Annotated in this window: 18 protein-coding genes; 7 read left to right on the forward strand and 11 right to left on the reverse strand. The window is 71.9% G+C overall.

The genetic code is table 11. From position 1 onward, the window contains the following. Positions 1-328: 328 nt before the first annotated feature. The 3 genes from OHT51_RS28835 to OHT51_RS28845 all read right to left on the reverse strand — a co-directional run bounded on the left by OHT51_RS28835 (position 329) and on the right by OHT51_RS28845 (position 4068). A complete protein-coding gene (locus OHT51_RS28835; protein WP_328881826.1) occupies positions 329-1489 on the reverse strand; it encodes an alkaline phosphatase PhoX in 1161 nt (386 codons plus the stop codon). A 156-nt stretch (positions 1490-1645) separates the two neighbouring features. Further along, positions 1646-3142: a sensor histidine kinase gene (locus OHT51_RS28840; protein WP_328881827.1), complete on the reverse strand. Its 1497-nt coding sequence runs from the start codon at positions 3140-3142 to the stop codon at positions 1646-1648. Beyond that, complete coding sequence (locus OHT51_RS28845; RefSeq protein WP_328881828.1) at positions 3139-4068, reverse strand: response regulator transcription factor; 930 nt, start codon at positions 4066-4068, stop codon at positions 3139-3141. Before OHT51_RS28845 ends, OHT51_RS28840 begins: the two co-directional genes overlap by 4 nt. Before the next feature lie 192 nt (positions 4069-4260). Between OHT51_RS28845 and OHT51_RS28850 the strand changes: the two genes are divergently transcribed. The 4 genes from OHT51_RS28850 (at position 4261) to OHT51_RS28865 (ending at position 8067) form a co-directional block, all read left to right on the forward strand. Continuing rightward, positions 4261-4866 carry a carbonic anhydrase gene (locus tag OHT51_RS28850; RefSeq protein ID WP_328884469.1) on the forward strand — a complete coding sequence of 202 codons (606 nt, stop codon included), beginning with the start codon at positions 4261-4263 and terminating at the stop codon, positions 4864-4866. 50 nt (positions 4867-4916) lie between these two features. Next, complete coding sequence (locus OHT51_RS28855; RefSeq protein ID WP_443052589.1) at positions 4917-6596, forward strand: SulP family inorganic anion transporter; 1680 nt, start codon at positions 4917-4919, stop codon at positions 6594-6596. A gap of 95 nt (positions 6597-6691) precedes the next feature. Then, a complete protein-coding gene (locus OHT51_RS28860; protein WP_328881830.1) occupies positions 6692-7102 on the forward strand; it encodes an excalibur calcium-binding domain-containing protein in 411 nt (136 codons plus the stop codon). A gap of 38 nt (positions 7103-7140) precedes the next feature. After that, positions 7141-8067, forward strand: a complete 927-nt coding sequence (locus tag OHT51_RS28865; protein ID WP_328881831.1) for an oxidoreductase — start codon at positions 7141-7143, stop codon at positions 8065-8067. A 27-nt stretch (positions 8068-8094) separates the two neighbouring features. Here OHT51_RS28865 and nirD read toward each other — a convergent pair whose 3' ends face one another. Genes nirD through OHT51_RS28880 form a run of 3 tightly spaced genes read right to left on the reverse strand, consistent with a single transcriptional unit; the run spans position 8095 to position 12259 of the window. Further along, complete coding sequence (gene nirD, locus OHT51_RS28870; protein WP_328881832.1) at positions 8095-8445, reverse strand: nitrite reductase small subunit NirD; 351 nt, start codon at positions 8443-8445, stop codon at positions 8095-8097. After that, a complete protein-coding gene (gene nirB, locus OHT51_RS28875; RefSeq protein ID WP_328881833.1) occupies positions 8442-11048 on the reverse strand; it encodes a nitrite reductase large subunit NirB in 2607 nt (868 codons plus the stop codon). Before nirB ends, nirD begins: the two co-directional genes overlap by 4 nt. Then, entirely contained in the window at positions 11048-12259 is a 1212-nt protein-coding gene (locus OHT51_RS28880) for an NAD(P)/FAD-dependent oxidoreductase (protein ID WP_328881834.1), read from the reverse strand. The genes nirB and OHT51_RS28880 overlap by 1 nt, the downstream gene beginning before the upstream one ends. A gap of 227 nt (positions 12260-12486) precedes the next feature. Here OHT51_RS28880 and OHT51_RS28885 point away from each other — a divergent pair, with 227 nt between their 5' ends. Next, positions 12487-13287, forward strand: coding sequence for a sulfite exporter TauE/SafE family protein (locus tag OHT51_RS28885; RefSeq protein ID WP_328881835.1), 801 nt, complete (start codon positions 12487-12489; stop codon positions 13285-13287). On the opposite strand, the gene OHT51_RS28890 is transcribed toward OHT51_RS28885, so the two are convergent. Continuing rightward, positions 13277-14200 (reverse strand): NAD(P)-dependent oxidoreductase, encoded by a 924-nt coding sequence (locus OHT51_RS28890; RefSeq protein ID WP_443052590.1) that lies wholly within the window; start codon positions 14198-14200, stop codon positions 13277-13279. The two genes, OHT51_RS28885 and OHT51_RS28890, sit on opposite strands and share 11 nt — an antisense overlap. 97 nt (positions 14201-14297) lie before the next feature. Between OHT51_RS28890 and OHT51_RS28895 the strand changes: the two genes are divergently transcribed. Then, the gene (locus tag OHT51_RS28895) at positions 14298-14756 is read left to right on the forward strand and encodes a winged helix-turn-helix transcriptional regulator (protein ID WP_328881836.1); all 459 of its coding nucleotides are present in this window, start codon (positions 14298-14300) and stop codon (positions 14754-14756) included. Here OHT51_RS28895 and OHT51_RS28900 read toward each other — a convergent pair. From OHT51_RS28900 to OHT51_RS28915, 4 genes are all read right to left on the reverse strand, one after another. Continuing rightward, positions 14694-15410 carry a class F sortase gene (locus tag OHT51_RS28900; RefSeq protein WP_328881837.1) on the reverse strand — a complete coding sequence of 239 codons (717 nt, stop codon included), beginning with the start codon at positions 15408-15410 and terminating at the stop codon, positions 14694-14696. The genes OHT51_RS28895 and OHT51_RS28900 overlap by 63 nt on opposite strands. A gap of 117 nt (positions 15411-15527) precedes the next feature. Continuing rightward, positions 15528-16046 (reverse strand): hypothetical protein, encoded by a 519-nt coding sequence (locus tag OHT51_RS28905; protein WP_328881838.1) that lies wholly within the window; start codon positions 16044-16046, stop codon positions 15528-15530. Between the two features lie 273 nt (positions 16047-16319). Beyond that, a complete protein-coding gene (locus OHT51_RS28910) occupies positions 16320-16463 on the reverse strand; it encodes a hypothetical protein (RefSeq protein WP_328881839.1) in 144 nt (47 codons plus the stop codon). A gap of 91 nt (positions 16464-16554) precedes the next feature. After that, the gene (locus OHT51_RS28915; protein ID WP_328881840.1) at positions 16555-18201 is read right to left on the reverse strand and encodes a M4 family metallopeptidase; all 1647 of its coding nucleotides are present in this window, start codon (positions 18199-18201) and stop codon (positions 16555-16557) included. 286 nt (positions 18202-18487) lie between these two features. On the opposite strand from OHT51_RS28915, the gene OHT51_RS28920 reads away from it, so the two are divergent. Beyond that, positions 18488-18922 (forward strand): gamma-glutamylcyclotransferase family protein, encoded by a 435-nt coding sequence (locus OHT51_RS28920; protein ID WP_328881841.1) that lies wholly within the window; start codon positions 18488-18490, stop codon positions 18920-18922. Positions 18923-18927: the final 5 nt, after the last annotated feature.

Raw genomic sequence — 18927 nt, forward strand, 5'->3', positions numbered from 1 at the left:
GCTTAGACACATAGTGGCGTCTGTTTTGTCAGGACGTATCTTGAGCGCCTCGGACAAGGCCTACGGTCCCTCGGACGGGCGATTACGCGGGCGGGCGCCTGCAGCGGGGCGGCACATGCGTGCGGCGGCGGACTGTGGCCGGCAGGCCCGGTCATCCCACCCGCGGGCGGGCGTCGGGAGCGTCGGCGAGGCCGCCGCCGCCCGCGGCGATGCCACCGGTGGGCTGCGACAACGGTCACAGCACCGTCCGGCCGGGCCGTCCGCGGCGCCGGGCTTCCGAGAAGACCGGCGCCCGGGGGGGGCTCGAAGGGTGCGGGGGTGCGCCCGGCTACGACCGGAAGGGCCCCTTCACCTCATACGTGATCCCGCCCGACGAACTCCCGCTAGTGCCCCGCTGGCTGGAGAAGTAGAGCCGGGTGCCGTCGGGGGAGAAGGCAGGGCCCGTGATCTCCGAGCCCGACTGGCCGTCGATGCGGAGGAACGGGGCGATGACGTCGGCCGGAGTGATGACGCAGATCTCCATGTTGCCGCCGTCCTCGGCGACGAAGAGGTCGCCGGAGGAGGTACCGGTGATGTTGTCGACGCCCGTGAGCGGGGCCGTGCCGGAGGTGACGAGGGAGTCGTCGTAGGCCAGCTCGTAGGTGTTCGAGGTGAGGTTGAGCTGCCAGACCCGGTTGTCGCCCTTCGTCGTGAACCACACCGTGTCGTCGGCGTAGTGGCAGCCCTCGCCGCCGTTGAAGGACTTGGAGCCCGAGACCTGGGAGCGGGTGGCCGTCGGGGAGCCGTCCGGGTCGGGGATGTCGGCCCAGGTGAAGGAGCCCGAGGTGGCGCTGCCCGCGACCATGACCTGGAGGGTGCCCGAGGACAGGTTGCCCCAGGTCGTCGGGACGAAGCGGTAGAAGCGGCCGTTCGTCTCGTCCTCGGTCAGGTAGATCACCTTGCGCACCGGGTCCGCGGCCGCCGCCTCGTGCTTGAAGCGGCCCATCGCGGCACGGCGGACCGCCGCCTGAGTGCCCCACGGGTCCGTCTCGTAGACGTAGCCGAGGGACACCTCCTCGCAGGACAGCCAGGTGTTCCACGGGGTCTTGCCGCCCGCGCAGTTCTGGCGGGTGGAGGAGAGGATGCGGTACGCGGCCGTGATCGCGCCCGCCGACGAGAACTTCACCGCGCTCGCGCCGCCGGATGGGTTGATCTCGGAGTTGGAGACGTAGATCCAGCCGCTGCCGTCCGCGTAACACGCGCCGCCGTCAGGGGCGTTGTGCCAGGTGTACGACGTACCGGAGACCGTCTGCCCGGAGCGGGCGATGACGCGGCTGGTGAAGCCGCTGGGGAGTCTGATGCCGTTGGCGTCGGGGGAACCCAGCGCACCGTACGGGCCGGTGCCGGGCTGGGCCGGGGCCGCGTACGCGGCGCCGCGCCACAGGGTTCCGCCGAACACGGCGGCCGAGCCGCCGAGGACGGCCGCACGCAGGAGACTACGACGTTCCACTCTCACTCCAAGAGGTGCCGTACCGCCCCGCCGCCGGTCGACGACGGGGTCGTGCCAGAGGGAGCGGCATGGAACCTAAGGGAGCATGGTGGACGGATCGTAGCCAGTTAATGGCCATCGGACGGCGTACCTGAGAGCCGTCCATGAGGGAGCAGGTCAGGCGCGCAGCGCCGGCACCCCCCGCCCTCGCCCCCGCGTCCGCTGCCCGGGCCGCTCGACTCCCGGCCCGTGCGCCTCGCACGGCGGTTCCGCCGACGGCAGCCGGACCACCGCGTCCAGGCCGCCCGCGGCCGAGGCGTGCAGGCTCGCCTCGCCGCCGCTCGCGTGCGCGAGCCGGTGGACCAGCGAAAGGCCGAGCCCCGTACCGCCCTTGGGGGCACCCGGCGCGCGCCAGAACCGGTCGAAGGCGCGGGCGCGCTGCTCCGAGGTCATGCCCGGGCCCTCGTCGGTGATGTGCAGGTCGACCCAGGCGGGGCGGGCGTCGCGCAGGGCACGGCGGGCCGGCACATGGAGCCGTAGCTCGATGGCGACGGTGCTGTCGGGCGGTGAGGCGCGCAGGGCGTTGGAGAGCAGGTTGTCCACGATCTGCTCGACCCCGCCCGGCACCGCGAGGACCGGCCCCACACTGCCCGCGAACAGCACCAGGGAGACCCGCTGCTGCTCGAACAGCGGCAGCCAGGTGCGGTGCCGTTCCGCGCAGACCGCGCCCACGTCGACCGGGGCGGGCGTCGCGGAGTCCTCCTCCAGGCGGGCCATCGCCAGCAGCCCCTCGACCATCCGCGCGAGCCGGTCCGTCTCCGTCACAGCGGCGGTGAGACTGCCGATGCCCCGGTCGGAGACGTTCGGCTCCAGGTTCTCCAGCCGCAGCCGCAACGCCGCGAGCGGCGTCTTCAGCTGGTGCGACGCCTCTCCCGCGAACGCCCGCTGCGCGGCGAGGAGGTGGGCGAGCCGGGCCGCCGTACGGTTGAACGCGGCGGCCAGCCGGCGGACCTCCGGCGGGCCCTTCGTCATCGTCACCGGACGGGCCCGGCCGCCCTCCGCCAACTCATGGGTGGCGCGTTCCAGTTCACGGATGGGACGGCCGGCCCAGCAGGCGATGGCGAACCCGACCACCGCGACCGCGGTGAGCACCCCGAGCCCGCCGAGCGCCAGCAACAGCCAGACGTGATGGACGCGTTCATGCACCGTCCGCGTCGGCAGCGTCAGCCACACGGCACCCTGCAGCCGCGCATCGCGCATGACCGGACCGGCGACCGACAGATACTCGACGCCGCCGATGGTCGACGTACGGACGTCCACGGTGGACGTGCCGCGCAGGGCGGCCGCGATACCGGGGCGGGAGGCCAGGTTGGACGACATCACCGAGGCCCGCGGATGCGAGGTGGCGAGCAGGGCGCCCGAGGCATCCACGATCACCACCTGCCCGCCGATGCGCTCGGCGCAGCGCACCACCCGGCGTGGCAGATCCCGCTCGGCACGGCCGGTGCTGAGGGACAGCGACGCGTAGGCGGCCACCGACTCCGCCTCGTCCTTCGCCGCGCTCACCACCCGCTCCCGCTCGCTGCGCGAGTAGACGAAGCCCAGCGGGATCTCCAGGCAGACCAGGACGAGCGCGGCGAGACTGAGGTAGCTGAGCAGCAGCCGGCGGGTCATGGCGAGGACACCTGCGGCCCGCCCGGCTCGGTCTGCACCGCCAGCCGGAAACCGACCCCGCGCAGGGTCTGGATCCATGCCGGGTGCCCCAACTTCCGCCGCAGCGCGGCGACATGGACGTCCAGCGTCTTGGTCGGGCCCTCGTAGTGCGGGTCCCACACGCGGTCCAGGATCTGCTGCCGGGAGTAGACCGCGCCGGGATCCTCGGTCAGCAGCGCCAGCAGCTCGAACTCCTTGGGGGTGAGGGTGACGGGGACCTCGCCGACCCAGACCTGACGGGTGCGGCGGTCGACGACGAGGGGGCCGGGGGCGTACGAGGGTGAGGGTGCGGATTCCTCGTACGCCGGGCCCGGCGCGGTCTCGCGCGACAGGGGTGCGGGTGACGGGGACGGCGGTGCGGGTGGCCGGGTGACCGCCGATGAGGCCGCAGCCTCCGTGCGCAGCCGCTCCACCAGCGCTTCCGTACGTCCCCGATCGACCGACGCCGCCATGTCCAGGGGCGCGGTCATGTCCACGGACGCCGCCATGCCGGCCGGCGCCGCCACGCCGCTCGGCTCCGCCGCCTCCGTGCGCTGCGTCCGCCGGGTCACCGCCCGCACCCGCGCAACCAACTCCCGCACGCTGAACGGCTTCGCCAGATAGTCGTCCGCCCCCAGCTCCAGGCCCAGCACCCGGTCGGCCTCCTCACCCCGCGCACTCAGGATGATGACCGGCACGTCCGAGACCCGCCGGATGCCCCGGCACACGTCGATGCCGTCCATGTCCGGCAACCCGAGGTCGAGCAGGACGACATCGCCGTACGGCCTTCTCAGCCCCTCGGCGCCGGTGGTCACGTGATCCACCGTCAGACCGAAGTGGCCGAGGCCCTCGGCGAGCGGTTCGGCGATCGTCTCGTCGTCCTCGATGAGCAGCACTCGTATGCCCATGCGTCCTGTCTCTCGGTGAATTTGCATTCTCTGCCCTGACGTCGACACGCTACAAGAAACAAGCGCTTGCAGGGAGTTGCGACAAAGAATGTCCAATTGCTGGACGCGCTCTGGCCTTTACTTAACCTTCCTCTGGTGTCGGCTCCTCTACGGTGCTGTGAACTTGCCGAACTTCCCACCCTGGAGGCACTGTTGAAGGCGTTGCTGGACCGCGCCCGCTCGTTCAAGCGACGGGTCGATTTCGAGAACGGTGAATACCGGAAACTGGCCGACGGGCAATATCCCGAGGCGCTGTTCATTACCTGCTCGGACTCACGGGTCATACCCGCCCTGATTACCGGCGCACGGCCCGGAGAGATATTCGAGCTGCGAAACGCGGGCAATATCGTGCCGCCGTACGGCAGCCCTGGTGCCTCCGGCGAGGCAGCCACCATCGAGTACGCACTGGAGGTGCTCGGGGTTCAGGACATCGTCGTGTGCGGTCACTCACACTGCGGCGCGATGGGCGCGCTGAAGTCCGGCGACGATCTGTCCGCGCTGCCCGGCGTGGACGCCTGGCTGCAGCTCGCCCGCCCCGAACTGGCGCCGCTCCTCACGGCCGCCTCGGACGACCCGTCGCTGCCGGACGTGGCCCAGGGCAACGTCGTCAACCAGCTTGCCGTACTGCGGACCTACCCGGTGGTGCGGCAGCGGCTGGACGGGGGGCGGCTGCGGCTGCACGGCTGGTACTACGAGGTCGACACCGGGCAGGTGCACGAGCTGGAGGACGACGGCCGGTTCCGGGTGCATGCCGGATGAGCGGGGCGCATGCGCGGGGGCGTACGCGCACGAAGGTGAGCGTGCCGAGGATGGGCACGCCGAAGGCCGAGAGTGCGGTCAGGCCGTCGGGCAACGCGGGCAACGGCGCCGCCGGAGGCGCGAAGCTCGACCTCGCCAACGAGATCACCGCCTCCCTCGTCGTCTTCCTCGTCGCCCTGCCCCTGTGCATCGGCGTGGCCGTCGCCTCCGGGGTCCCCGCCGAACTCGGGATCATCTCCGGGGTGATCGGCGGCCTGGTCGTGGGCGCGGTCCGGGGCAGCACGCTCCAGGTCAGCGGGCCGGCCGCCGGGCTCGCCGCGCTGGTCGCGGAGACAGTGATGGAGCTCGGCGTGGCGATGCTCGGCGTGATCGTCCTGTTCTCGGGCATCCTGCAGATCGTCCTCGGCGTCGTACGCCTCGGCCGGCTGTTCCAGGCGATCTCCCTCGCCGTGGTCCAGGGCATGCTGGCCGGCATCGGACTGCCGCTGATGTTCAGCCAGGCCTACCCGATGGCGGACTCCAAGGCCCCGGGCACGCCGATCGAGAACATGGCGGGCATCCCCGGCCTGTTCGCGGACATCCTCACCAGCCCCCAGGCGATGATCGCCACGCTGCTCGGCGTCGCCACGATCGTGCTGAGCTTCCTGTGGAAGAAGGTCCCGGGCCCGGCCAAGAAGGTCCCGGCCGCGCTCGTGGCGGTCGGCATCGGCATCGCGGTCGCCGCGCTGCCCGGCGTGGACGTGAAGACGCTCCAGGTCGGCAATCTTGTGGCGTCGGTGCAGGTGCCGGGGGCCGAGCAGTTCGCGGGCCTCGCGGACACCGCGGTCATCACCGCCATCCTCACCTTCACGGTCATCGCCTCCGCGGAGAGCCTGTTCACCGCGGCCGCCGTGGACCGTATGCACAGCGGCCCGCGCACCCGCTACAACACCGAACTCATCGCCCAGGGCGCCGGCAACACCGTCGCGGGCATCCTCGGCGCCCTCCCGATCACGGCGGTCGTCGCCCGCAGCTCGGCGAACGTCCAGGCCGGCGCCAAGACCCGTATCTCCCGTACCCTGCACGGCCTGTGGCTGCTCGCGTTCGCGCTGCTGCTGCCGCAGGTGCTGGCCCTGATCCCGATCTCGGTGCTCGCGGGCGTCCTCGTCCACAGCGGCTGGAAGCTGTTCGCGCCGGACGAGTTCCCGAAGATGTGGCGGCAGGACCGCGGCGAATTCGTCGTGATGACGACGACCACCCTGGTCATCGTGGCGACCGCGCTGCTGGAGGGCGTCCTCATCGGCCTCGCGGCCGGGATCGTCCTGGCCGCCCTGCGCATGTCCCAGACGGTGATCCGGCAACACGTCGAGGACGACACCGCGAAGGTCGTCATGGCCGGCAACGCCACCTTCCTGCGGCTGCCGCAGGTCATCGAGGCGCTGGAAGGCGCGGCAGCCTCGGGCAAGCCGCGCATCCGCCTGGACCTGACCGGTGTGACCCATCTGGACCACGCCTGCCGGAACCAGGTGGAGGAGTTCACGGCGCAACAGCGGGGGCTCGGGCTGCGGGTGGAGCTGCTGATGCCGGGGCCGGCGAAGACGGAGACGCCCGTCGTCGCGACGCCGGCTCCCACGCCGCCCGCAGCGCCGGCCCCCGGCCCGGACGCCCAGTGGTTCTATCTGGACACCCGGCCGCTGTCCGACAGCCACGCGGACCATGCGGAGAGCTACTTTCCGGTCACGTCACGTTAGCATCACGGGTCCTTCATAACCCCTCCGCAACTGCGGCCCCTGGCTACGTTCGTCACCTCGCGAACGACCCTCATGAACGACCAGGGAGGCCCCCCGTGAACCTGCTCCGCAAGCCCGGCGCCATCGTCGTCGCCGCGCTGGCACTGGCCGCACTGCCGGCCACCGCCGCAGCCCATGAAGGTGTCCACCCGTTCAAGAACTGCACCGAGGCCTACGCCAGCGGGTACTCCGACATCCCGAAGGGTGACGAGCACTACGGCTCCCACCTCGACCGGGACGGCGACGGCCTCGGCTGCGACAACCCTCCCTCGGACTTCGTCCCGGCCGACGACACCTCCGACGACACCTCCGACGAGACCGCGGAGCAGGACGGCACCGACCTCGCCGCGACCGGCGGCGACGACAGCACCCCGTACCTGGCGGCGGGCGGCGCGGCCGCTCTGCTCGCCGGCGGCGGGGTGCTGGTGGCGGCGCGCAGGCTGCGCCGGACGGACGCCCGCTCGTAGGCTGGGCCGGAGCCGTCCACATCCGGAAGGAGCTCCTCATGCCCGGCTGGAACGCACAGCACATCCCCGACCGAAGCGGCCGCGTCGCCGTCGTCACCGGGGCCAACAGCGGTCTCGGGTACGTCACCGCGCGCGAGCTGGCGCGGAAGGGGGCGCGGGTGGTGCTCGCGTGCCGGAGCGAGGTGCGGGGCGCGGCGGCCGGGGAGCGGATCGCCACCGAAGTACCCGGCGCGGAAGTCGAGTTGAGAAGGCTCGATCTCGCGGACCTCGGCTCCGTACGGGAGTTCTGCGCGGAATTCCCGTACGACCGCCTGGACCTGCTCGTGAACAACGCCGGCGTGATGGCCTTGCCGTACGGCACCACCGTGGACGGCTTCGAGACGCAGTTCGGGGTCAACCACCTGGGGCACTTCGCGCTCACCGGGCTGTTGCTGCCCGCGCTGCTCGGTGCGCCGGGCGCGCGGGTGGTGACCGTCTCCAGCCCGCTGCACGCGATGTCCAACATCGACATCGACGACCTCAACAGCGAGCACCGGTACCGGCGTTGGACCGCCTACGCCCGGTCCAAGACCGCCAACCTGCTCTTCACGCACGAGCTCGCACGCAGGCTGGCCGGGCAGGGAGCGGACGTGGTGGCAGCGGCCGCTCATCCCGGGTATGCGGACACCAACCTCCAGACGGCGGGGCCGCGCATGGCGGGGCGCCGGGGGAGCGAGTGGTTCGCCCGCCTCGGCAACCGCGTCTTCGCCCAGCCCGCCGAGGCGGGCGCTCTGCCCACCCTGTACGCCGCCACCGCCCCCGACGTCCGCCCCGACTCCTTCACCGGCCCGTCCCTCGCCGGCTGGCGCGGCTCACCCGCCCGGTCCTGGCGGGCACCATGGACCCTCAACGACCGGGCGGGCGAACGGCTTTGGGAGGCTTCGGAACGGTTGACCGGGGTGGCGTACGACGACCTGAAGGTGTGAGCGCGAGGCCACCGTCCACGGGGGCCGCTACGCGGCCCGCACCTCGTACGCGGTCACCCGCACCGCCTCGTCGTCCAGGCACTGCCCGGTCTCCAGGTCGAAGCGCTGCTTCAGCAGGGGCGACGCCACGAACGGGCGGCCCTGGTGGGTGCCGGTCAGGCCGCGGGAGAGGACTGCCGCGCCGCCGAACGGGTCGCGGTTGTCGATGGCGTACAGCCGGCCGGCGCGGTCGCGGAACAGGGCCACCTGGCCGCCGTCCGGCAGCAGGGCCGCGACGCCGCGGCCGGGGAGCAGATGGGTGAGGTCGCAGACCGTCAACCAGTCCGCGTCCAGGCGTACTTGGACCTTCAGGTCGGTCGTCTCGGGTGCCAGGGTCATCGCTGGGCGCTTCCTTCCAGGGGGCGGTGGCCGATGGTCAGCAGCGGCAGGTCGGGCTTGATCTGGTCGCGCTCCGGGACGAAGCCGACGACCGGGTCGGGGGTGTCGGGGGCGTTCACGAAGGACACGAACCGGGCCAGCTTCTCGGGGTCGTTGATGGTCTCCGACCATTCGTCGCGGTAGTTCGCGACATGGGCCGCCATCAGGGACTCCAGCTCCTCGCAGATGCCGAGGGAGTCCTCGACGACCACGTCACGCACGTGGTCCAGGCCGCCGGGGATTCGCTCCAGCCACACGCTCGTGCGCTCCAGGCGGTCCGCGGTGCGGATGTAGAACATCAGGAAGCGGTCGATCAGGCGGATCAGCTCCGCGTCCGACAGGTCCTGGGCGAGGAGGTCCGCGTGGCGCGGGGTCGCGCCGCCGTTGCCGCCGACGTAGAGGTTCCAGCCGTTGGCGGTGGCGATCACGCCGAAGTCCTTCGACTGGGCCTCCGCGCACTCGCGCTGGCAGCCCGAGACCGCCGACTTCAGCTTGTGCGGCGAGCGCAGGCCCCGGTAGCGCAGCTCCAGGTCGATCGCCATCCGGACGGAGTCCTGGACGCCGTAGCGGCACCAGGTCTGCCCGACGCACGACTTCACCGTGCGCAGCGACTTGCCGTAGGCGTGGCCGGACTCGAAGCCGGCGTCCACCAACCGGGCCCAGATGAGCGGGAGTTGTTCCACCCGGGCCCCGAACATGTCGATGCGCTGGCCGCCGGTGATCTTCGTGTAGAGACCGAAGTCGCGGGCGATCTCGCCGATCACGATCAGCCCCTCCGGGGTGATCTCACCACCGGCGATACGCGGAACGACCGAGTACGAGCCGTTCTTCTGGATGTTGGCGAGGAAGTGGTCGTTGCTGTCCTGCAGAGCCGCCTGCTCGCCGTCCAGGACATAGCCGCTCGCGCCGATCGTGGGCGCCAGCGACGCGATGACCGACCCCACCGCCGGCTTGCAGATCTCGCAGCCGTCACCGCCCCGGGCGCCGTCGCGGCCGTAGCGGTCCAGCAGGTCCTGGTAGGTGTTGATACGCAGGGCCAGGACGATCTCGTACAGCTCCTCGCGGGTCTGCGAGAAGCAGCCGCACAGGCCCTTGTCGACCTCGACGCCGGACGCCTCCAGCTCGGCGGTGACCAGCTGGCCGAGGACCTTCACACAGGAGCCGCAGCCCGTACCGGCCTTGGTGCACTTCTTCACCTCGGGCACGGTCGTGCAGGAGTGCTCCGTCACCGCACCGCGGATCGTGCCCTTGGTGACGTTGTGGCAGGAGCACACCACCGCCTCGTCCGGCAGCGCGGACGGGCCCAGCTGGGCGGGGCCGCCGGCGCCGGCGGGCAGGACGAGCGACTCGGGCGAGACCGGCGGCACCGAGCCGGTGAACGCCTTCAGCGTGCCGTACGCGTCCGCGTCACCGACCAGGATGCCGCCGAGCAGCGTGCCGTCGCGGCCGATGACCAGCTTCTTGTAGAGGCCCGCGCGGGAGTCGGAGTACACGACGTCCAGGCAGTCCTCGGCGGTGCCGTGCGCGTCACCGAAGGAGGCGACGTCCACGCCGAGCAGCTTCAGCTTCGTCGACAAGTCGGCGCCGATGAACGCGGCTTCGTCGGACGCGATCGTCGCCGCCGCGGTCTCCGCCTGCTCATAGCCGGGGGCCACCAGGCCGTACACCCGGCCGTCCGACGCCAGCGCGCACTCGCCGATCGCGAACACGTGCGGGTCGGCGACCGTACGGCACTGCTCGTCGACCGTGATGCCGCCGCGCTCGCCGACGGTGAGGCCGCAGTCGCGGGCCAGCTGGTCCCGGGGGCGGACACCGGCGCTGAACACCACCATGTCGGCGGCGAGTTCGGAGCCGTCGGACAGCTTCATGCCGGTGACGGCGCCGTCCGCGTCGACGACGATCTCCTGCGTGCCGACGCCGGTGTGGACGGTCAGGCCCATGTTCTCGATGGTGCGCAGCAGCGCCGCGCCGCCGCCGTCGTCGACCTGCACCGGCATCAGCCGCGGCGCGAACTCCACGATGTGCGCCTCGACACCGAGTCCCTTGAGCGCGCCGGCGGCCTCCAGGCCCAGCAGACCGCCGCCGACGACGGCACCGGTCGTGGCCTTCGTCTTCGCGTACTCCTCGATCGCGAGCAGATCCTCGATCGTGCGGTAGACGAAACAGCCGGCGGCGTCCTTGTTCGGGACCGGCGGCACGAACGGGTACGAGCCGGTGGCGAGGACGAGGGCGTCGTACGCGAAGACCTGGCCGGACTCGGCGGTGACCTGCCGGGCCTCGCGGTCGACGGAGACGGCCGGGTCACCGACGTACAGCTCGATGCCGTGGTCCTTGATGAACTCCATGTCGGTCATGGAGAGGTCCTCGGGCGTCTTGCCCGAGAAGTAAGAGGTGAGCGCCACGCGGTCGTACGCCGGACGCGGCTCCTCGCACAGCACCACCACGCGGTGTGTGGCGGTCAGGCCGCGCTCGGCGAGCGCCTCCAGGAAGCGCTGGCCGACCATGCCGTGGCCGACGAGCACGATCGTGGGGGCGGCCTCCGTGGCCTCCGGGGTGGCGGTCATCAGGAGCCTCCATCGTTGGTGAGCAGGTGGAGCAGCGGGGCGTCGTCGGGGAGCGGCTCTGCTCCCTCCCAGGCGCGGGCGAGCGCGCCGACGGTGCCGAGTTCGCCGACGAGAACCCCGCCGACCAGGCGGTCGTCGCGGACGACGACCTTGCGATAAGTGCCGCGGGTGGCGTCGGTCAGTTGCACGACGTCGTCGCCGGGCCGGGCCTCCGTCTCGCCGAACGCGGCGAGGTCGAAGAAGCCCTCACCGGCCAGCGTCAGCCGGGTGAGCGCCCGGGTGCCCGTGTAACGGGCGGTGCCGTTCCCGGCCAGCAACTCGGCCAGTACGTCGGCTTGTTCGAGTGCGGGTGCGGCCAGCCCGTACACCGTCCCGTCGTGCTGCGCGCAGTCGCCGACGGCCCGGATGTGCGGGTCGGACGTACGGAGCTCGTCGTCGACGACGATCCCCTTGCGGACGTCCAGCCCCGCGATCTGCGCGAGGCCCACGCGCGGGTGGACTCCGCAGGCGAGGACCACGAGGTCGGCGTCGAGGGCGTATCCGTCGGCCATCTCCACCGAGCGGACCGCGCCGCCGACGCAGCGCACGTCACGCACGCGCAGGTCGGTGTGCACCTCCACGCCGAGGTCGACGAGATGGCGCCGGACCAGCTTCGAGGCGGCCGGGTCGAGCTGCCGCTCCATCAGCCGCTCGGACTGCTGGGCGAGCACGACCTGCGCGCCGCGCAGCGCGAGGGCACGGGCCGCGGAGACCCCGAGGAGCCCACCGCCGATCACGACCGCCCGCACGCCGGGCCGTACGGCCTTGGACAGGCCCAGGCAGTCGTCCATGGTCCGGAACGCGTGCACACCCTCGGGCAGCACATGGTCGGGCGTGAACAGACCGCGCAGGGGCGGCAGCACCGGGTTCGAACCGGTGGCCAGGACCAGCGTGTCGTATGCGATCTCCGACCCGTCCGCGAGGTGTACGGCTCGCACCTCGCGGTCGATGCCGGTGACCCGGCCACGCGTCAGCTCCGCCGGCACCGGGAGGGCGATCACGTCGGGGCTGTACCGGCCGGCCAGCACCTCCGCGAGCAGCACCCGGTTGTACGGGCGGTGCTCCTCGTCGCCGACGAGCGTCACGGGCGTGCCGAGCTCGCCGAGCCGCCGGGCGAGCCGTACGCCCGCGAGGCCGGCGCCGATCACCACCACACGCGTATTCGAGGTCATGGCGTCGAGCGTGCGGTGCGGGTGTTTCCCGACCGCATCACGTCTGTTTCCCACGAGGAACGCTGCCCTCAGCGGGGGCGCGGGGACGGTGTGAGGGTTCGGAGAGCACGAAGGGGGCGGGCTGTGAGGTGGGCGGGCTGTGAGGTCACTCCGGTGCCGCTGCCCGAACCTCAGATGCTCCTCATGTACATGGACGGCACACGCATCGTCTGCCTAGGGTCGCGATCATGCCCGACATATCGCTGACCATGGTCGTCGTCCTGTGCCTCGCGGCCCTCGCGGCCGGCTGGATCGACGCCGTGGTCGGCGGCGGAGGCCTCCTGCTGCTCCCGGCGCTGCTGCTCGGCCTCCCGGCGAGCACCCCGGCCGCGTACGCGCTCGGCACCAACAAGGCGGTCGCGATCGTCGGCACCTCGGGCGCCGCGGTGACGTACGCCCGCAAGGCACCCGTGGACGTACGGCTCGCCGTACGCATCGGTCTCGCGGCACTCGTGGGCTCCTCCGGCGGCGCCTTCTTCGCGGCCGGCATGAGCACCGAGGTGCTGAAGCCCGTGATCATGGTGGTGCTGCTCGCCGTGGCCGCCTTCGTGATCCTGCGCCCCGCGTTCGGCACCGCGCCGGCGACGGGACCGGCCTCCCGCCGCCGGGTCCTCGCCGCGATCGGCCTGGCCGGCCTGGGCATCGGCTTCTACGACGGGCTGATCGGCCCCGGCACCGGTACGTTCCTGGTCCTCTCCCTCACCGCCATGCTCCACCTCGACCTCGTCACCGCCTCCGCCACCGCGAAGATCGTCAACTGCTGCACCAACGCCGGTGCGCTCGCCACCTTCGCCTGGCAGGGCACGGTCCTGTGGCAGCTGGCCGCGGTGATGGCCGTGTTCAACCTGGCGGGCGGCACGCTCGGGGCCCGTACGGCACTGAAGAAGGGCAGCGGATTCGTGCGGGTGGTGCTGCTGACGGTGGTGTTCGCGCTGGTGGCGAAGCTGGCGTACGAGCAGTGGTTGGCCTGGCCGAGGGTTACTGCCTGAGGTCGAGCAGTTCGACCATGCCGGTGGTGTCCTCGTCGCCGTGTCCCGCGGCGAGCCACCGCTCCATGAGGGTCGTGTACGGCGTCAGCAGCTCGGCGCTCACGCCCTGCTCCTCGGCCGTGGCCAGCAGGGTGGCGTTGCCCGCGACCTGCATGGCGAGGTTGGACACGACGTCCTTGCCGTAGTCGCCGCTCTCCAGTTGCTCGGCGGCCGTGTGCACGGCGGGCGCCATCGCGCCGAGCCACGACACCAGCAGCGGCGCGAAGTCCGTCGGGGCGATGTCCTCCCGGCGGATCAGCGCGAAGGCGTGCAGCACGCCCGCGAACATGCCGTCCATCGCGCTCAGCAGCGCGACGTCGTGCAGCGCGGCGAAGCCGGGGTCCGAGCCGACGTAACGGGTGCCGGCCGGAACCGCGAGGGTCTCGCCGTGCTCCTCGAACAACTCGGGCGAGCCGCTGTAGAAGACGTACGCCCCCGACTCCGCGTGCCCGATCATCGGCGGTACGGCCATGATCCCGGCGTCCAGGAAACGGGCGCCGCGCGCTTCGGCCCAGGCGGCGCGGGAGCGGCCCTGGGCGGGGGTGCCGGTGGTGAGGTTCACCAGGTCACGCCCCGACAGGTCGACGCCTTCGAGGGCTTCGCCGACCGAGGCGTCGTCGAGGAGGCAGACGACGACCAGCCGGTTCGCGGCCACCGCGTCGGCCGCGCTCGCGGCGACGGTCGCACCCTCGGCGGCCAGGGGTTCGGCGCGGGCGGGCGTGCGGTTCCAGACGGTGAGCGGATGCCCGGCGGCGAGCCAGGTGCGGGCCAGGGCGGTGCCCATGGCACCGGTGCCGAGGAGGGTGAGCGGGGTGGGGGTGGGAGTGGGGGTGGGGTCTGGGGTCGTGCCGGGCGCAGGGGCGTTGTCAGTCATGACGATTAGGCTCGTGGTAGGGGAACCGCCTGCTCAAGTACGCACTTTGGAGTGGGTGGTTACCACGGGGAATGAGTCCAGGCAGGAGGACGGCAGCATGGGGATCGGAAGGCGGCCGGGGGCGTACGTCTGCGGGATCGACGCGGCGATGGACGTGGTCGGCGGCAAGTGGAAGGTGCTCATCCTCTGGGCGCTGCATGTGCGGCCGTACCGCTTCGGGGAGCTGCGGCGCGAGCTGCCCGGCGTGACGGAGAAGGTGCTCGCGGCCCAGCTGAGGGAGCTGGAGGCGGACGGGATCGTGCACCGGGAGGCGTACGACGAGGTCCCGCCACGAGTGGAGTACTCGCTGACGCCGCTCGGGGTCTCGCTCAACGAGGCGCTGGGCCCGCTCGGGGTCTGGGGCCGGGTGAACATCCTGGGCGGCGCCGGGGAGCCGGGCGGGGAGCCGGCCGGAGAGACGGCCGACGAGGCGCACGGGTCCGCGACGCCGGATTCAGCGGCTGCCGGTGAGATGCGCGAACACGACGACGTTGCCCTGATACCCGGTCGTCCGTGAGTAACCGCCACCGCAGGTGATCACCCGCAGCTCGGGGCGCGGTGCCGGGCCGTACACCTTCTCGTCGGGGAAGTCCTCGGCGTCGTACACCTCGACGGCGTCCACCGAGAAGAGCGCCGTGCCGCCGTCGCGCCGGTCCACCTCGATCGTGCTGCCCTTCTTCAGGGCGCCGAGGCGGTAGAAGACGGCGGGCCCTTCGGCGTTGTCGACGTGGCCGGCGACGATCGCGGTGCCGGTCTCACCGGGCGTGGTGCCGGCCTCGTACCACCCGGCGAGGTTCTTCCGCTCGGCGGGCGGCACATCGAGGCTGCCCGTCCGCGTCAGACCCAGGCCCATGAGGGGCGCGGAGACGCGGATCGAGGGGATGCGGATGTGGTCGGGAGGGGAGGGGGGAAGTGCGGGGGCGGCGCTCTGCCCGGCCTCAGGGGCCTCGTCGGCGGCGGCGGTCTCGCGGGTCCCGGCATGGGTTCTGCCGTCGGCACCCTTCCTGGCCCCTGCGCTCTCCCTGGCCTGCGCGGCCGACGGCTGCGGCGGGGCGTGCGTCTCGGTGCCGTTGCGCAGGAGCCAGGCGCCGGAGCCCAGGGCGAGGGCGGTGACCGCGGCTATGGCGGCGTTGCCGACGCTCCTGCGACTGCGACGACTGCGATTGCGCACGTGAGCCTCCCGGGACTCTCCTCTGTTCGCCCTCGTCCCCCTCCGGGCCGCGAGGGGCGTCGGACCCGGAGGGGGAGGGGACGTGCGGTACCGGCGACGGACAGCGGAGGGTGTCCGTCAGATCCCGTCGCCTCTCGCCTGGCGATGCAGGAGCCAGGTACCGCCCGCGGCGGCGACGGCGAGAGCCGTCACGCCGGCCACGGTCTGCACGGGATCGCGGCCGAAAGCGCCGCCGACCCCCGTCTTCACACTTCCTTTCGGATGCACCTGCCCGTGCGCGGCCGTCAGCGTGACGACCAGGTCGCCCGTGACCTTCCGGCCGCCGTCGGCGCAGGTCGCGACGATCTCGTACGTCCCCGGCTGCGCGCTCGGCGGCACCCGGAACTCCCCGTTCGCGTCCTCCTCGTCCGTGCTCGGCGCCAGCGAGAAGGAACCGGCGCCGACCGCGCTGGCGTCGCCCGCCGCCCCGCCGTCCCGGCAGGCGGCCGTGGCCACGGTGACCTGCCCGCCCGGTACGACCGAGGCCGGGGAGACCTTCAGCTCACCTGCGTCGCCGCCGTACGCGGGTGTGACGACGAGACCGACGGCGCCGACGGCCAGTGCGGTCCCGGTCAGCAGACGGGCGGTACGTCGCATCGAAGCTCCTCCGAGCACACGGACTCACGACCCGCGGCACCCCCAAGTGCCGCCGCCTCGGCCGAGCCCTGCCCTTCCGAGCAAAGGGCCACCGCGCCGCGAGCGCTTCCCGAGAAAGCGCCGGAAGTGGGGTGAATGGGTGTCGAGCGGGTGGGAGGAGAGCGCGGTGTGGGCCTGTTTCAGCAGGTCACCGCCGGGTGCGGGTGGGTCGGGGGAAGAGAATGGGTTGGGTGGGGGGTACGGGTGTGAACGGGTGACTCGGTGTCGGCCGGTTCAGCCGGACGCGTCCCCCGAAGCCCACGCCGCCAGCACCTCGCTCACCGCACGGCGCCCCACCGCCGCGAGCACCGGCTTCGTGCCGTTCCCGCAGACCTCGCCGTAGTAGTGCTCCGCCGTCAGCCCGAAGCGCGTGCCCACCCCAGCCGAAGTCGATGTGACTCCGTAACGGCGGGGGAGGAGGGCCGGACGGCAGCGGAGCGTATCCGACCCCGCTGCCGAATCCGACAACTCAGCCTACGTTCACGGCCTTCCAGGCAGCCCCGACCGCGGAGTACTCCGCACTCCCGGCCCCGTAGAGGTCCTTCGCCGCACTGAGCGTCGCAGACCGCGCCCCCGCGTAGTTCGTCGAGGACGTCATGTAGACCGTCAGCGCCCGGTACCAGATCTTGCCGAGCTTCCCCCGGCCGATCCCCGTCACCGAAGAGCCGTCACAGGTGGGGGAGTTGTAGCTGACGCCGTTCACCGTCTTCGCCCCGCTGCCCTCGGCCAGCAGATACGCGAAGTGGTTGCCGATTCCCGACGAGTAGTGGACGTCGAGGTCCGCCGTCCCGGTGCTCCAGCAGTCGACCGAGACGCTGTCCTTCGACGGCTTGTCCATGTACCGCAGGGCGCTCCGGCCGAGCCCCGACCGGACGACCTTCTCACCGATCAGATAGTCGCCCGGATCCGAGGAATTGCCCGCGTGGAACTCCACGAGCGACCCGAAGATGTCCGACGTCGCCTCGTTCAGGCCACCGGACTCGCCCGAGTACGTCAGCGCGGCCGTCTTGGACGTCACGCCGTGCGTCATCTCGTGGCCGGCCACGTCCAGCGACACCAGCGGCCCGAGCTGGGTGCCGTCACCGTCGCCGTACGTCATGCAGAAGCAGGTGTCGTCCCAGAAGGCGTTGTTGTAGTCGTTCCCGTAGTGCACGCGGTTGAACGAGCCCTTGCCGTCACCCGCGATGCCGTTACGGCCGTGGACGTCCTTGTAGTAGTCCCACGTCACGTCCGTGCCGTACTGAGCGTCCACCGCGGCCGTCGCACGGTCGCTCGCCGCACCGGTGCCCCAGCGGTTGTCGGCGTCCGTGAAGACGGTCGACGGGGCACGGCTGAGGCAGATGGTCAGGATGCACAGGTCGGTCTTGTTCGCCGCGTCGCCGGTGTACGTGCCTCCGCGCGTGGCGTCCTTCAGCTGGTACGTCGACCCCGACGCCGTCGTCTCCAGCGGCACCGTGCCCGCGTACAGCGACTTCCCGTCGCCCGCCGCCTGCTCGATGCTGTCCCACGCGTCGATCTTCGCTCCGGTGCGGGCGTCCGTCAGCACCGTGCGGGCGACCGGGTTACCGGCGGAGTCCTGGGCGACGGCATCGGTCCGCCAGGCCAGCTTCGGGGCGCCGTGCAGAGCGTCGACCACCAGCTCGGGCTTGGACGTGAGCCTCTTCAGCGTCTCGCCGACGTTGGCCGCACGCAGCACCGTCGCCGCCAGGTCGGCCGCCTTGGGCGCCGAGACCTTGGGCGTCACGCTCGACAGGGACAGCGTGTCCTTCGTCGCGCGGGAGGCGCTGCGGTACGTACCGTCCTTCGCCAGGTGGACGACGAAGTCGCCGCCGAGTACCGGGAGTTGGCGGTAGGTGCGGTCGTAGCGGACGTGCTGGGTGCCGTCCGCGTCCACGATCACGTCCCGCACGGCGGTGTCCGTGGCGGCCGTCAGCCCCAGGCTCCCCGCGCGGTCCTTCAGGGCCGACGCCGCGTTCTTCAGCGCGGTGGCCCTGGTCGGACTGTCGTCCGCACCGGCGTTGGGGGAGAGCGTGGTGGCCAGCAGGGTGGCGGTGGTGGCGGCGATGCCGGCCGTGGCGAGTCGGGAACCACTCAGGTGCGGCCGTATTCGGCTCATCGGTCTCCTTCAAGCGGGCGGGAGCACAGAAGATGACCAAGATTCAAGGGGCCGTGCGCATGCCGTGGACAGGGTGAGTACGTGCAGGTGTGTGAGGGGAGAGGACCGTTTCTGCGAAGGCGGTGATCCTGGTGTGCGCACCCGTGCCGCCGAGGCCGGTACCCCGAGCGCACGCCCCCGGCCGGTACGCTGCGCCTCGGCCGGCCGCCCAGGCCCCCGGCCACCCGCCCAGCCCCAGCCCTGCGCCCTGTCGGCGCCCGCGCCCGCGCCGAGGAGACGGCCCGAAGTGACCCCGCCGCCCCTGCCCTTCTTCGTCTACGGCACCCTCCGCCCCGGCGAGCCCAACCACGACGCCTTCCTTCGCGGCCGCACCCGCACGGAGGAACCGGCGCGACTGGCCGGGGCGGTGCTGTACGACGGCCCCGGCTACCCGTACGCCGTCGAGGCCCTGGGCGGCAGCGGCACGGTGTACGGCGATCTCGTCACGGCCCGGCCAGAGGACTACCCCGCGCTCCTCGCCGCCCTGGACCACCTGGAGGAGTACGCCCCGAACGACCCGCACAGCCTCTACGAACGCGTCGCCCGCGAGGTACTCCGCGACACCGACGGAACGGCCGTACAGGCCTGGGTATATGTCGCGGCGCCCCCGGTCGCAGCCCGCCTGCGCGCCCGAGGCAGACTCATCGAGACCGGCGACTGGACGACACGGCGGGCTGGCTGAGTCCG

The sequence above is a fragment of the Streptomyces sp. NBC_00299 genome (assembly GCF_036173045.1).
GTDB classification, from domain to species: Bacteria; Actinomycetota; Actinomycetes; order Streptomycetales; family Streptomycetaceae; genus Streptomyces; species Streptomyces machairae.

Coding starts and splice junctions, on each gene's coding strand:
- OHT51_RS28840 (WP_328881827.1), bottom strand. CDS start 3,142: ATGACCCGCCGGCTGCTGCTCAGCTACCTCAGTCTCGCCGCGCTCGTC.
- OHT51_RS28845 (WP_328881828.1), bottom strand. CDS start 4,068: ATGGGCATACGAGTGCTGCTCATCGAGGACGACGAGACGATCGCCGAA.
- OHT51_RS28855 (WP_443052589.1), top strand. CDS start 4,917: ATGGGCACGCCGAAGGCCGAGAGTGCGGTCAGGCCGTCGGGCAACGCG.
- OHT51_RS28865 (WP_328881831.1), top strand. CDS start 7,141: ATGCCCGGCTGGAACGCACAGCACATCCCCGACCGAAGCGGCCGCGTC.
- nirD (WP_328881832.1), bottom strand. CDS start 8,445: ATGACCCTGGCACCCGAGACGACCGACCTGAAGGTCCAAGTACGCCTG.
- nirB (WP_328881833.1), bottom strand. CDS start 11,048: ATGACCGCCACCCCGGAGGCCACGGAGGCCGCCCCCACGATCGTGCTC.
- OHT51_RS28880 (WP_328881834.1), bottom strand. CDS start 12,259: ATGACCTCGAATACGCGTGTGGTGGTGATCGGCGCCGGCCTCGCGGGC.
- OHT51_RS28885 (WP_328881835.1), top strand. CDS start 12,487: ATGCCCGACATATCGCTGACCATGGTCGTCGTCCTGTGCCTCGCGGCC.
- OHT51_RS28890 (WP_443052590.1), bottom strand. CDS start 14,200: ATGACTGACAACGCCCCTGCGCCCGGCACGACCCCAGACCCCACCCCC.
- OHT51_RS28895 (WP_328881836.1), top strand. CDS start 14,298: ATGGGGATCGGAAGGCGGCCGGGGGCGTACGTCTGCGGGATCGACGCG.
- OHT51_RS28905 (WP_328881838.1), bottom strand. CDS start 16,046: ATGCGACGTACCGCCCGTCTGCTGACCGGGACCGCACTGGCCGTCGGC.
- OHT51_RS28915 (WP_328881840.1), bottom strand. CDS start 18,201: ATGAGCCGAATACGGCCGCACCTGAGTGGTTCCCGACTCGCCACGGCC.